The sequence below is a fragment of the Pontibacillus chungwhensis genome, assembly GCF_030166655.1.
Lineage (GTDB): Bacteria > Bacillota > Bacilli > Bacillales > BH030062 > Pontibacillus.
Window position 1 is genome coordinate 2,956,248 of the sequence record NZ_CP126446.1, and the last position, 13,898, is coordinate 2,970,145.

Here is a 13,898-nt window from a genome sequence, read left to right on the forward strand (position 1 = left end):
CAGTTCCTCCTGACAACATTTAAAAGTGAAAATTTGATAGGGAGCTAAACAAGAAGAAATTCACTAATAAGAATAGAAAAGCTCCTGTGTTATAAAAAGCCATCGTTCGGCCTTGATACCCTTTTACAACTCGAAGGAATAAATAGACAAGATAAATAAGTAACATCACAAACGAACCTAATGTTTTAGAATCATACCAGTAGAATTCGTCCCCTGACGTATATCCCCATACGAGCCCTAGAATAATAGCTATTAATAAGAGCGGCACTCCAAGTATAACAGCTACATAAGAAAACGTATCCAGTTTCCCTAAATCACCTAAGCGTAGCAATCTTTTATTCCACTTCTTTTCCTTGAGCAGTCGATATTGTAATAAGTACATGAATGAGAAAATACAAGAAAATGTAAAAAATCCATAGGAGATGATCGCTAACGTAATGTGCGTTGCCAACAACTCGCTAACCAACCGCATCGCCTTTTCCGTAGCGTCATACTGAGCCCGGGTAAAGATATGAAGCATCATCATAAAGAACCCTAATACATTCGTGAAGAAGATAAAGAAATCAACCCGAAAGAGGCGATTCAGTATAAGTGAAAAGGTCACTAAGATCCATGCGTAAAAGTATAAGCCATCATAGATGGTCACAATTGGAAAATGGGATTCTAATAACGTTTGTCCTAATAAAAAAAAGGTTTGTAAAACCCAAACCATAGAAAGTAACCAGAAGGCAGCGCGGTTTGCCTTCCGGTTATTTTGAATAAAATCTATAAAATACCCGATTAAACTCAGGCAATATATCACAATAATTAGTTCATATAACCATTTAAGATCGAACATAAGGAAATTCCTCTCCTAAGAATTAGCTACATTCGATGCTGGTTGAAAGGATAATTTCCCGTCAGTTTCAAGGATGGCTTGTCTGTTTTTCTCATTTTGCTTTTGAATTTCTTGCTGAACTTCCTCTTCAATACCAAAGATTTGCATGAACATATCAAGGTTCTGATCAGCATTAGGCTGAGCTGAATATTCTTTGGCCTGCAAAATAGGCTGTTTAAGCATTTGGTTAATAATACTTTTTGTATGCTTACTTAAAACCTTCTTTTCTCTCTCTGTTAAATCAGGCATTTTCCGTTCGATACTCTTCATCGTATCTGCCTGAATGGTAAGAGCCTTCTGACGAAGAGCTGAGATTACAGGGACAACCCCTAGCGTCTGTAGCCATTCTTTGAATTCTACGATTTCGCCCTCAATCATCACTTCAATCGCTTCAGCTGCCTCTTTACGAGCTTCCAAGTTCGCATCCACAATTCCTTGAAGGTCGTCGATATCATAAAGGAACACGCTATCCAATTCATCAATAGCTGGATCTAGATCACGAGGGACTGCGATATCAACAAGGAATAACGGAAGTCCTTTCCGTTTCTTATGAGCCGCTTCTAAATGATGCTTGGTTAACACATAGTCACTTGCTCCTGTTGAGCTAATTAGAATATCTGCCTTTTCTAGCACACTGTTTAGCTCACTCATAGGCTTTGCTTCCCCGCGGAATTGTCCGGCCAGCTGCTCCGCCTTTTCAAATGTGCGGTTCATAACCGTGACTTGTTTCACTCCAGAACCATGAAGGTTCTTCGCAGCGAGCTCGCCCATTTTTCCAGCACCTAAAATCACAACATGTTTATTCATTAAGTCGCCAAAGATCTTCTTAGCGAGCTCGACAGCCGCGTAACTAACAGATACAGCGTTTTCCCCAATCTCTGTCTCATTATGGGAACGTTTAGCAAGCGTTACAGCTTGCTTGAACAACTGATTAAAGATCGTCCCTGTTGTACCCGCTTCCTGCGCGCGTAAAAAGGCTTGTTTCATTTGGCCGAGGATTTGTGTTTCTCCTAGTACCATTGAATCCAAACCACATGTCACGCGATACAAGTGCTCAAGTGCTCCATCTGATTCATAAATCGATAAGAAAGGTGAGAAGTCCTCTTTATCAATATTGAACCACTGGGATAGAAATTGTTTGATGTAATAACGACCTGTATGAAGTTGATCGACTACCGCGTAAATCTCCGTACGATTACACGTAGAAATGATCACATTCTCTAGTACGCTTTTCTGTTGATTTAACGCTTCCATGGCTCTAGCCAATTCGTCTTCAGAGAAGGTTACTTTTTCACGTATTTCAACAGGGGCCGTTTTATAATTTAAACCTGCAACTAAAATATGCACACCTTCACCCCCAAAAAAACTCCAAAAATCTACGTACATCTTTATACTCAATACTTTTATTATAACACGAGAACCAAAGTCTCAATTCATAAAAATGTGAACAGTTATTGAATCGTTATGATACGATAGGTCTATATAAACTGGTCGCAATTTGAAATAAATACCGTTAGTACCGTAACACAATGACCCTTAATAAGCAAGAAATGCAGGCTGTTTTAAGAGGAGGTAAACCCTAGTGAAACGACAAAATACATTCAGTGGGCTGTTATTGATTGGGATTGGTTTTTACTTTCTTCTAAAAGAATTTCAGGTTCCATTCCTCACCCAATTTTATTCTTGGCCTACCATTCTCATCATTATTGGTACCGCTTTGCTGCTTCATAGTTACATTGCATCCGAATACGAAACCTTATTCTCTGGAGGAGTCCTTTTCGGATTAGGAATCCACTTCCACGGATTACGCACCTATTCCTTCTGGATTGACCATTGGGGCGTTTTCCCTCTTATTATAGGACTATCTTTTTTAATAAGGTTTCAAAAGACACGAAAAGGGATCATCCCGGCTATTATTCTCATTACCCTATCTCTGTTCGTCCTATTCGTTGCGGATAAACCTGGCTGGTTCTACTGGATTAACGTTATCGTTCACTTCATTGAAACGTTCTGGCCGCTCCTTTTAGTCGGATTTGGTTTATATTTATTATGGTTTAAAAAGAAATAAGTTATGCAATTTTATAACCTATAAAAAAAAGTCCTCTGCTATTACGCAGAGGACTTTTTAGTTCATTTACTTTTTAAGGTAAGGCTTGATAATGCCCCAGGCTTCGTCTTTCCCTTCACCTGTTTCTGATGAGAACGGAAGGAGGATGTCTTCTTCTTCCATCTCTAATACCTCAATGATGCGTTTTAATTGCTTGGCACGCTGACCTTTTTTGATTTTGTCTAACTTCGTTGCTACTACGGTCACTGGAAGCTCATAGTGTTTTAAGAAGTCATACATTAATTGATCATCTTCAGAAGGATCATGACGAATGTCCACAATTAACATGGCCATACGCAAGCGTTCGCGGGTTGAGAAATACTCTTCCATCATCTTTCCCCACTTGGCTTTTTCTTTTTTCGAAACTTTGGCATACCCATAACCAGGCACATCTACGAACATAAAGGATTCGTTGATCTTATAGAAATTCAGCGTCTGGGTTTTACCTGGTTTCCCAGAGGTACGTGCTAATGCTTTTCGTTGAATCATTTTATTAATGAACGACGATTTCCCCACATTTGAACGTCCAGCCAGTGCGATTTCAGGCATAGGCTCTTCTGGGTATTGCTTTTGACTAACGGCGCTTATAACAAGTTCCGCCTGATTTACTTTCATGAATTATTTCTCCTCCACTAGTGCATGTTCTAACACTTGATCCAGATGAGTAACAGGGATATAGGTTAGCCCTTCACGTACGCTCTCTGGAATATCTTCTAAATCTTTCTCATTTTCGGCTGGCATAATAACCGTCGTTAGCCCAGCGCGGTGAGCACTTAGCGATTTCTCTTTAAGGCCTCCGATTGGGAGCACTCGACCTCGTAGTGTGATTTCACCAGTCATCCCAACTTCTTTTTTGACGGGTCGATTCGTGAGTGCTGATACAAGAGCCGTTGCCATGGTAATACCAGCGGATGGACCATCTTTAGGAGTAGCTCCTTCTGGTACGTGAATGTGAATGTCATTCTTATCATGGAATTCAGGGTCTATATCAAGTTCCTCGGCTCTAGAGCGAATATAACTAAAGGCTGCTTGAGCAGATTCTTTCATAACATCTCCCAGTTTCCCCGTAAGCGTTAACTTTCCTTTACCAGGGTAAAGGGAAACTTCTATCGCTAAGGTATCTCCACCAGCGGACGTATAAGCAAGTCCTGTAGCTGTTCCAATTTGATCCTCTTTCTCAGCTTGACCATAACGGAACTTCGGCTTCCCTAGCAACTCTTCTAATTTCTTCTCCGTTACAACGACTCGCTTCTTATCTTCCGCTACCACAATCTTGGCGGCTTTACGACAGACAGCAGCGATTTCCCGCTCTAAGCCACGCACTCCTGCTTCACGTGTATACTGACGGACTAACTTTAACAGACCTTCTTCTCTAAACTGTAGTTGACTTTTCTTCAGACCGTTTTCTTTCAACTGTTTCGGCAGTAAGTGTTCCTTCGCAATATGAAGCTTCTCCACTTCTGTATACCCTGCAATTGATATGACTTCCATACGGTCTAGTAAAGGACCCGGAATGGTCTGCATGTTGTTTGCTGTCGCAATAAAGAGGACGTTTGAAAGATCATACGTCTCTTCAATAAAGTGGTCACTAAACGTACTATTTTGTTCAGGATCAAGTACCTCCAGCATAGCAGAAGATGGGTCTCCACGAAAATCGCTTGCCATTTTATCAATCTCATCCAATAAGAAAACAGGATTTACGGTTTCTGCCCGTTTCATCCCTTGAATAATTCGACCTGGCATCGCCCCTACATAGGTACGGCGGTGACCACGAATTTCCGCTTCATCTCGAACGCCACCTAATGAAGCTCGAACGAAATTACGATCCATTGAACGAGCAATGGAACGAGCCAAGGATGTTTTCCCGACCCCTGGTGGGCCTACTAAGCAAAGGATCGGCCCCTTTATACTGTTTGTCAGCTTTTGTACAGCCAGGTATTCAATAATTCGTTCTTTTACTTTCTCAAGTCCATAGTGATCGGCATCAAGAACTTCTTCCGCATGAGGAATATCCAGATTATCTTCTGTTTGTTCTGTCCAAGGAAGAGAAAGAATCCAATCAATATAATTTCTAATAACAGAGCTTTCAGCCGAGCTGCTCGGAATCTTCTCGTAACGATCAAGTTCTTTCAGCGCTACTTTCTGAACACGTTCAGGTAGGTCTGCTTCTTCGAGCTTGGCTTTTAGCTCTTCCACTTCGCCAGACTTGCCATCTTTATCGCCAAGTTCTTTCTGAATAGCTTTCATTTGCTCTCTTAAATAATATTCTTTCTGAGTCCGTTCCATGGAACGCTTGACGCGTTGTCCAATTTTCTTCTCAAGCTGCATGACCTCTTTCTCATTATTAATCAGGTCAATAATATGCTCGATTCGATCTGGTACATGGATCATTTCTAATACTTGTTGTTTATCTTTAATCTTCAAAGGAAGATGGGACGTTACAATATCCGCTAAGCGCCCGGGGATATCGATATCTTGTACAGATGAAAGCGTCTCGTCACTAACCTTCTTAGACACTTTTATGTACTGTTCGAATTGTTCAAGAAGTTTGCGCATAAGGGCTTGTTCTTCTAGACTTTCTCCGTGTGTTTCTTCCACTTCACGGACTTCCGCCATAAGCAGCTCTTCCTCTTCGTCGTCCGTTTGACTCACTAGCTCTGCACGGTATAAGCCTTCTACAAGAATTCGGATTGTACCGTTAGGAAGCTTAAGCATTTGCTTAATCTTTGCCATGGTACCCACTTGATATATATCATCCTTAGTCGGTTCATCAATCTTCGTTTCTTTTTGCGCAGCTAGGAAAATAGTATGATCTTGAACCATCGCTTTCTCTACTGCGTTCACTGATTTATCTCGACCCACATCTAAATGCATGACCATTGATGGATAAACTAAAAGTCCACGTAATGGAAGGAGGGGGATGTGAATAGTATTTTGATTCGTCATATTTCTTGCACCTCCATGAATTTCCATAATAGAAAAAGAGAAAAGAGAGCCTGTCAAATAGACAATGCTCTAATCCTCAACAAAGTTATGGTTCTTTAAAAGTATAATGAAAACCAATTTCTTTGTAAAATGTTTCATTTGGCCGATTGGTTTTAAGATGACTGTGAGGACCTCTGATCAGCGAATCGCTTCTCGTTTAAAAGCGTTTGTACATCGCCTTGTAAAGCTAACGCAAGCGCCTCTCGAATATGGGTTACAGGTACAATCTGAATCCCTTCAATTTGGTTAAACATTTCCTGACTGTTTTCAGCAGGAATCAATACTTTATTAGCACCAGCACGCTTAGCTGCTTTGATCTTAGCCATTACACCACCAACAGGTTTAATATGCCCATGTATGCTAATCTCCCCTGTCATTGCGACCTGATGTCGTACAGGTAGCTTGTGAATCGCCGAATAGATCCCAAGCGCCATCGCTACCCCTGCAGAAGGACCATCTACCGGTATACCCCCTGGGAAGTTAACGTGGATATCATACTCATGTGCAGGGACTCCAAGAGACCGAAGAACGGTAATGACATTTTCAATCGAACCTTTCGCCATACTTTTCCGGCGAATGGATTTGCTTTGAGTGCCAATGCTTTCTTCTTCCGCAATACCCGTTATATTGATTGTACCCTGCTTGGATGTCGTAGGAAGCACAGTCACTTCAATTTCTAAAAGCGATCCGGAATTCGGCCCGAAGACTGCTAGTCCATTGACAATACCAATCTGGTCTTTCGCCCCGATTTTCTTGTCGTATCGTGGAGCTAGTTGGGAAGCATCAACTACCCATTCAATATCGGCTTTTGAAATTGTAGTTCTGCCTGCTTTCTTCGCAATACCTGTAGCAATTTGAATCATGTTTACAGCTTCACGACCATTTCTAGCGTAGCCTGCTAGTGTTTCTAATGCATCAGGATCAGAGGTGAACTGGATTTTCTCAGCAGCTCTTTTGGCTACTTCCACCACCTCTTCGTGTTCAAGCTCTCTGAAGAACACTTCTAAACATCGGGAGCGAATGGCTGGAGGGATTTCCTCAGGTCGTCTCGTTGTGGCTCCAATCAGACGAAAATCAGCTGGCAACCCTTTTTTGAATATCTCATGAATATGCAGAGGGATCTGCTGATTCTCTTCACTATAGTAAGCACTCTCAAAGTAGACTTTTCGATCTTCTAGTACTTTAAGTAATTTATTCATCTGAATGGGATGTAATTCCCCAATTTCATCTATGAACAGAACTCCACCATGAGCATTAGAGACGGCCCCCTGCTTAGGCTGAGGGATACCTGCTTGCCCCATTGCTCCAGCTCCTTGATAGATCGGGTCATGCACAGACCCAATCAATGGATCCGCAATCCCACGTTCATCAAACCTAGCCGTGGTTGCATCTAACTCTACAAAGACAGCATCCTGTCGAAACGGTGAATCCTTATACTGCTTTGCTTCCTCTAGAACAAGCCGTGCCGCTGCTGTTTTCCCAACTCCTGGCGGTCCATATACAATGACATGCTGTGGATTGGCACCACAAATAGCCGCCCGCAATGCCTCAATTCCATCCTTCTGCCCGATTATATCTTTAAAAGATTGGGGACGGACTTTTTCCGAAAGAGGCTCAGATAAAGCGATCTGGCGCATTTTCCTAAGCTCTGTCATTTCTTTTTTAGACTCCCGATCAATCGTGACTTTTTGAGAGCGTTGATTTTTCAAAAGGTTCCAAAAGTAAAGGCCGATTACAATACCAAAAAAAAGTTGCACAAATAAGACGATACCCGCTAATGTCATAAAGATTCCTCCTGTACCATACATCTTTTATGTTATCAGCTAGTATCTCCTCAAATAGTCACATTAAACCCAATCAATTGAAATCCAACCTACGAAAACAATTGTAAAAAGGACTACCTTCTCACAAAAAGAATCCCGGCACATAACCGAGATTTTGAATGAAACGAGAGAGGCTCCCCTAAAAAAGGAGAAACCTCTCTCGATTACATATAATGAATGGGCATAACGATTTCACCAAATCATTGGTAAATATTACGCACTTTCTTTTGGTGTTTCATTTTCATCTTGAACAGTGCCATCATTGAACACAAGCTTCGGACGACCATTTTCTTTCGTAACGGTATCCGCTGTGATAATACACTTATCAATATCTTCACGAGATGGCAATTCATACATGACATCTAGCATGATTCCTTCAATAATGGAACGAAGTCCACGAGCACCTGTTTTGCGTTCAATTGCTTTACGAGCAATTTCACGAAGGGCTTCTTCTTCGAACTCAAGTTCAACATGGTCAATTTGGAACAGTTTCTGATACTGCTTCACTAGCGCATTCTTAGGTTTTGTCAGAATCTCAACTAATGCATCTTCATCAAGAGATTCAAGGGCACCGATAACAGGAAGACGACCAATAAATTCAGGGATAAGACCATAGCGTAACAAGTCTTCAGGAAGTACCTTCGTTAGAACTTCTTTCTTCTCCATGTCTTCAGCCGTTTCTTGTTCAGAACCAAATCCAATTACCTTCTTACCAAGACGACGTTTTACGATTTGATCAATTCCATCAAATGCACCACCAACAATGAATAGAACATTGCCTGTGTCAATTTGAATGAATTCTTGATGAGGATGTTTACGTCCACCTTGAGGAGGAACGCTTGCAACTGTGCCCTCAAGAATTTTTAGAAGGGCTTGCTGTACACCTTCACCAGATACGTCGCGAGTAATGGATGGATTTTCAGATTTACGTGCAACTTTATCGATTTCATCAATATAGATAATACCTTTTTCAGCTTTTTCAACATCGTAATCAGCTGCTTGAATTAATTTAAGAAGGATGTTCTCCACATCTTCCCCAACATAACCAGCCTCAGTAAGAGATGTAGCATCCGCAATAGCAAATGGTACATTTAAGATACGTGCTAATGTTTGGGCTAGTAATGTTTTACCACTACCTGTTGGTCCAAGCATTAGAATATTACTTTTAGCAAGCTCTACATCATCAGCTTTTGTCGCTGCGTTAATACGCTTGTAATGGTTATAAACAGCTACTGAAAGTGATTTCTTAGCATAGTCTTGCCCAATTACATAATCATCCAGAATTTCGTTGATTTCCTGAGGTTTAGGTACCTCTTTAAATTCAACTTCTTCTTCGTTCCCTAGCTCTTCTTCCACAATTTCTGTGCATAATTCAATACACTCATCACATATATAAACCCCAGGTCCAGCAACTAACTTGCGGACTTGATCTTGAGTCTTACCGCAGAAAGAACATTTAAGTTGCCCTTTCTCTTCGTTAAATTTAAACATGCATTTCACCTCACAAAGTATATGTCACACTAAATCTATAAAAAAACCTTTACAAACTATTGGTTAAACATCCAAAACCTTTCTTTACGACATCATACCAAATATCATGAGTCACTAAAAGTAAAAAAACTTCCTGTTCGGAAGATTCTCTCACTTCCATTTGTATTCATTATGTACGTGAGTGTATGAATAGTCAACATATGTGCAGTAATCCAAAAGTATGAGTGGGCTGGGAATGTAAATCCAATAAGCGATGATTTAGTATATATGTATTTTTCCATACTTGGGTTCATTCCATACCCATAAAAGGAATTATTATATGTAAAAACAAGGCACGAACAAATCGCGCCTTGCTTTCATTACTTCAAACCGCCAGAAAGTACAGTTACTTTCTTATGCCGTTTTACTTTCAGAATCTAAGAAATCAATTGCTTTTTTGATCTTAAGATCTTCTTTAACTGCGTCAGTGTTGCCACCAAGCATTTGCTTAAGGTTGTCAACATTTGTCTGATACATTGCAGCCATGTTTTCAAGCTCTTCATTGATATCTTCTTCTGTAACTTCAACATTTTCTGCATCAGCAATTGCTTCAAGAACAAGGTTAGTCTTAACGCGCTTACCAGCATCTTCTTTCATTTGCTCTTTAAGTGCGTTTTGGTCTTGACCTGTGAACTGGAAGTACATGTCTAATGTCATGCCTTGCATTTGAAGACGTTGTTCGAATTCTTTCATCATACGGTCAAGTTCAGTCTCAACCATAGCTTCTGGAATTTCGATCTCAGCGTTATCAGTAGCTTTATTTACTAGCTCTTCGCGCTTAGCATTTTCAGCTTCTTGTTCTCTTTCTTGTTGTAGACGTTCTTTTGTTTTCTTCTTAAGTTCGTCCATAGATTCAACTTCTTCGTCGACATCTTTCGCGAACTCATCGTCTAATTCAGGAAGTTCTTTCGCTTTGATCTCGTGAACTTTCACTTTAAACGTTGCTTTCTTACCAGCAAGGTCTTCAGCGTGGTATTCTTCTGGGAATGTAACTTCTACTTCTGTTTCTTCTCCAGCAGATTTACCAACAAGTTGCTCTTCGAAACCAGGAATGAATGTTCCAGAACCGATTTCTAATGAATAGTTGTCGGCCTGTCCACCTTCGAATGCTTCGCCATCAACGAAACCTTCAAAGTCCATTACAACAGTGTCACCGTCTTCAATAGTACCTTCTTCTTTAACAACTAGTTCAGCTTGCTTTTCTTGTTGTTCTTTTAGTTCGTTCTCAACGTCTTCATCTGTAACCGTTGCATCTTGAGCTTCAACTTCAAGACCTTTGTAGTCGCCAAGTTTAACTTCTGGCTTAACCGTTACTTTCGCAGTGAAGATCAGGTTTTTACCTTTTTCGATTTGTTCAACATCAACTTCAGGACGATCAACTGGAGTGATTCCTGTTTCGTCAATCGCGTTTGAGTACGCTTCAGGAAGAATGATATCTAGTGCATCTTGATATAAAGATTCTACACCAAAACGTTGTTCGAAGATCGGACGAGGTACTTTCCCTTTACGGAAACCAGGTACCTGGATATCCTTAACTACTTTCGCGAATGCTTTGTCTAAGGCAACCTTAAATTCAGCAGCATCAACTTCAACAGTAAGTTGGCCTTCGTTACCTTCTAATTTTTCCCATTTTGCAGACATGATTTTCCCTCCAACATCTATTTTTCATACATTATTCGTTCGTTCAGTGTTCTTAAGTTTTGTAACAAAAGATTGAATGCGTAATTTGCAACCACCTTATTATAACATAATCTATTGTGCTTTCAACAATCTTCTACAAGCCTATACAGCATGATACCTTTACAGTTTATTCCTCGTCTAAAACAGCGAAGTATTGCCCTTCATAATATGAAATTTGCTGTTTCCAAGCTTCTACTTCTTCTTCCTCTATGTATTGGTGGAATGGAAACTGAACATCGTCCAACTGCAGGGAAGATGCTCCCAATTCATAAAACGCCTTCGCCAATGCAGGCAGTTCATGATCCTCTGGCATAATCGGGAAACGAACATACATATAGCGAAATACGAGCTGTTGTATAAACTCAAAAAGGGTAGGATTGTCTTGCTCTACTCGTTCAAGTAAATATAAAAGCTGCTTGGATGAAGCGTGAGAAAGGATATCAGGCAGTTCAATAGGATTAACCATGACTTCTGAACCGAGTTTTCTTACTTCTACCTTTCGATCTACCCTTTGTTCTTGCATCCACTGCACAAGCGCGGTTTTAATAACAGGCTCCACATCGTCTTTAATTAAGTACGGGGAGATTTCAGTCATGAAGGGCTGAATATCTTGCTTTCGTAACATCGACAAAAGCTGCCATTGTTTCTTTACATTATGTGTATCCAAAGCTATGAGCAGTTCGTCAACCGCTTCAATATTTTCAGTTCGTGTTTCATCCGTACGCAGATTTTCGGTTATGTCATACAGTTGCCAAAACTGCTTACGAAGATCTTGTGGAATGTCTTCAGATTGAAACACCTCGTCCAACAAATCGAGCAAGTCTTCATATTTCCCTGTTTGGAATAAAACCGTTAAATAGATATGTAAGTATTGAAAATAATGCTCTTCATCTTCTCTCATAAGCTTTTGACAAAGTTCTTCCACTTCATCGTATTGACCTAATTCCATAAGGCAGATCAATTTACCCGTCATGATTTCTGAATTTGCCGCTTCAAAGTCAATGAGTTTATTAAAAGACTGAAGTGCTTCTTTATAATTCTTTTCTTTTAAAGCGGCTAATCCGTCTTGCTCTAATGACGACTTCCATTTGGGAAATATGACGACATCAGCCTTTTGTTGAGTCATAGTCCATCCTCCCTCAGTTCAATTTACGTATGTAAGTTAACCAATCTTTCTCTTCATTCCCTACCCACTACTGCTACAAACTTGATTCGATATAAAGTAGAAATCTCCTTTAATCTCATTTATAAAACAGGAAGCATTATCTTCTTTAAGGATACTCAACTATTATTAAAAAATCCAGGTTAGTGAATGAAGTTTTACGCTACATGATTCCCGTTTCTTCTCTATTTTATACGGGAATAGCCAGATATACATATGTAAAAAAAAGACTCTAGGAAGGCCCTAAAGTCTTTTTTGAAAATTTTCTATGTCCCAGGAGAGATTCGAACTCCCGACCTACGGCTTAGAAGGCCGTTGCTCTATCCTACTGAGCTACTGGGACGTAATGTAAGAAAAATCAAAAGATATTATTAACTATATGATTTTCGAATTGCAAATATGTATATTGGAGCGGGTGATGGGAATCGAACCCACGACATCAGCTTGGAAGGCTGAGGTTTTACCACTAAACTACACCCGCATTTAAATTGAAGTGCTCTTATGTATGTGTTCATCGATGCTTTCTGTCGAAGCGAACAAAATTTATTATAAGGACTATAAAGAAATATGTCAACACATTTTAGGCAGAAGTTTTAACTTCTGCCTAAAAAATTTGTTTCATAGGTTAAATCTGAAATGTTTTCTCCTTGATCATTATAGAAATGAACGTGGACCGACTGCTGTTGATCCCATGTGACAATCGCATACGTTTTCTCCGGATGATTACGAGGTAAACGAATGCTGCCTGGATTGATGAACAACTTTCCATTCACCATCTCAGCACCAGCGATATGAGAATGGCCAAAACAAACAATATGCGCTCCTACCTCATCTGCCCGATAGGACAATGGCATAAGTGTCGATTTCACCCGAAACAGATGGCCATGGGTGACAAAAAAGGACATATCCTGTATAGATTCTTGTAATTCCTCAGGATATTCTTCGCTAAAATCACAATTTCCTTTCACCTTCATAAATCCATCCATTTCTTTTGAACGGTACTCTAATTCAGAATCCCCGCAATGAATCATGCCATCTACTTCATGGGCATGACGGTCTTTGATGTTCTGAACTTGTTCAGTTAATCCATGACTGTCGCTCACGATTAATACACTTGGCATGATAATCCTCTCCTTATTTCAATAACTCACGTATCGTTGTCTCGATTTTTTCGAGCGCCTCGCTTCGATGACTTATTTTATTCTTCTCATCCGCACCGATCTCGGCCATCGTCCGGTTATAGCCATCAGGAATAAAGATTGGATCATACCCAAATCCAGTCTCCCCTTGAGCTTGCTCAGCCAGACGGCCTTCACAAGTGCCCCGTTCAAAGATGACTTCTTCGCCCGGGAGGCTAAGAGCTAATACACAAACAAATCGAGCTTTCCGGTTCTGTTCCCCATTTAACTCTGACAAAACTTTTTCCAAGTTATTTTTATCATTTTTAGGTTCACCTGCATAACGGGCAGAATAAACGCCAGGCTTCCCTTCTAATGCATCCACTTCAAGACCAGAGTCATCGGCAATGACCGGCATATTAAGGAGAGATGAAATCGTTTCTGCTTTCAGCTGTGCATTTTCCCAAAACGTTACTCCGGTCTCCTCAACTTCAGGCACATCCTGATTCAGATCTTCTAAAGATAACGTTTCTATATCATATTTCGAAAATAATTGACGGAATTCGCGTACTTTCCCCTGGTTGTGTGTGGCTACAACAAGTCTCTTCATTTCAAA

At 40.4% G+C, this 13,898-nt stretch carries 11 protein-coding genes and 2 tRNA genes; 1 reads left to right on the forward strand and 12 read right to left on the reverse strand.

What is annotated here, in order from left to right:
- Positions 1-19: 19 nt before the first annotated feature.
- Positions 20-838, reverse strand: coding sequence for a cytochrome c biogenesis protein (locus tag QNI29_RS15405; RefSeq protein WP_231417366.1), 819 nt, complete (start codon positions 836-838; stop codon positions 20-22).
- Positions 839-853: 15 nt separating this feature from the next.
- Positions 854-2,224, reverse strand: a complete 1,371-nt coding sequence (hemA, locus tag QNI29_RS15410; protein ID WP_231417367.1) for a glutamyl-tRNA reductase — start codon at positions 2,222-2,224, stop codon at positions 854-856.
- Between the two features lie 235 nt (positions 2,225-2,459).
- Here hemA and QNI29_RS15415 point away from each other — a divergent pair, with 235 nt between their 5' ends.
- Positions 2,460-2,945, forward strand: a complete 486-nt coding sequence (locus QNI29_RS15415; protein WP_231417368.1) for a LiaI-LiaF-like domain-containing protein — start codon at positions 2,460-2,462, stop codon at positions 2,943-2,945.
- 66 nt (positions 2,946-3,011) lie between these two features.
- Here the strand turns inward: QNI29_RS15415 and yihA are convergent, their stop codons facing one another.
- The 10 genes from yihA to QNI29_RS15465 all read right to left on the reverse strand — a co-directional run bounded on the left by yihA (position 3,012) and on the right by QNI29_RS15465 (position 13,892).
- Complete coding sequence (gene yihA / locus QNI29_RS15420) at positions 3,012-3,599, reverse strand: ribosome biogenesis GTP-binding protein YihA/YsxC (RefSeq protein ID WP_231417369.1); 588 nt, start codon at positions 3,597-3,599, stop codon at positions 3,012-3,014.
- Positions 3,600-3,602: 3 nt separating this feature from the next.
- Complete coding sequence (gene lon / locus QNI29_RS15425; protein ID WP_231417370.1) at positions 3,603-5,930, reverse strand: endopeptidase La; 2,328 nt, start codon at positions 5,928-5,930, stop codon at positions 3,603-3,605.
- 152 nt (positions 5,931-6,082) lie between these two features.
- Positions 6,083-7,753, reverse strand: a complete 1,671-nt coding sequence (lonB, locus tag QNI29_RS15430) for an ATP-dependent protease LonB (RefSeq protein ID WP_231417371.1) — start codon at positions 7,751-7,753, stop codon at positions 6,083-6,085.
- 252 nt (positions 7,754-8,005) lie between these two features.
- The gene (gene clpX / locus QNI29_RS15435) at positions 8,006-9,283 is read right to left on the reverse strand and encodes an ATP-dependent protease ATP-binding subunit ClpX (protein ID WP_036784604.1); all 1,278 of its coding nucleotides are present in this window, start codon (positions 9,281-9,283) and stop codon (positions 8,006-8,008) included.
- Between the two features lie 393 nt (positions 9,284-9,676).
- On the reverse strand, positions 9,677-10,963 hold the full coding sequence (tig, locus tag QNI29_RS15440; protein ID WP_231417372.1) for a trigger factor: 1,287 nt from the start codon (positions 10,961-10,963) through the stop codon (positions 9,677-9,679).
- Positions 10,964-11,129: 166 nt separating this feature from the next.
- Positions 11,130-12,128 (reverse strand): tetratricopeptide repeat protein, encoded by a 999-nt coding sequence (locus QNI29_RS15445; protein ID WP_231417373.1) that lies wholly within the window; start codon positions 12,126-12,128, stop codon positions 11,130-11,132.
- Positions 12,129-12,433: 305 nt separating this feature from the next.
- A tRNA-Arg gene (locus QNI29_RS15450) sits at positions 12,434-12,507 on the reverse strand.
- Between the two features lie 64 nt (positions 12,508-12,571).
- Positions 12,572-12,645: transfer RNA gene (locus QNI29_RS15455), tRNA-Gly, on the reverse strand.
- Positions 12,646-12,757: 112 nt separating this feature from the next.
- Positions 12,758-13,285, reverse strand: coding sequence for a metallophosphoesterase family protein (locus QNI29_RS15460; RefSeq protein ID WP_231417374.1), 528 nt, complete (start codon positions 13,283-13,285; stop codon positions 12,758-12,760).
- Positions 13,286-13,298: 13 nt separating this feature from the next.
- Positions 13,299-13,892: an XTP/dITP diphosphatase gene (locus QNI29_RS15465; protein ID WP_231417375.1), complete on the reverse strand. Its 594-nt coding sequence runs from the start codon at positions 13,890-13,892 to the stop codon at positions 13,299-13,301.
- Positions 13,893-13,898 lie beyond the last annotated feature (6 nt).

Coding starts and splice junctions, on each gene's coding strand:
- lon (WP_231417370.1), bottom strand. CDS start 5,930: ATGACGAATCAAAATACTATTCACATCCCCCTCCTTCCATTACGTGGA.
- yihA (WP_231417369.1), bottom strand. CDS start 3,599: ATGAAAGTAAATCAGGCGGAACTTGTTATAAGCGCCGTTAGTCAAAAG.
- QNI29_RS15405 (WP_231417366.1), bottom strand. CDS start 838: ATGTTCGATCTTAAATGGTTATATGAACTAATTATTGTGATATATTGC.
- QNI29_RS15460 (WP_231417374.1), bottom strand. CDS start 13,285: ATGCCAAGTGTATTAATCGTGAGCGACAGTCATGGATTAACTGAACAA.
- QNI29_RS15465 (WP_231417375.1), bottom strand. CDS start 13,892: ATGAAGAGACTTGTTGTAGCCACACACAACCAGGGGAAAGTACGCGAA.
- tig (WP_231417372.1), bottom strand. CDS start 10,963: ATGTCTGCAAAATGGGAAAAATTAGAAGGTAACGAAGGCCAACTTACT.
- clpX (WP_036784604.1), bottom strand. CDS start 9,283: ATGTTTAAATTTAACGAAGAGAAAGGGCAACTTAAATGTTCTTTCTGC.
- lonB (WP_231417371.1), bottom strand. CDS start 7,753: ATGACATTAGCGGGTATCGTCTTATTTGTGCAACTTTTTTTTGGTATT.
- QNI29_RS15445 (WP_231417373.1), bottom strand. CDS start 12,128: ATGACTCAACAAAAGGCTGATGTCGTCATATTTCCCAAATGGAAGTCG.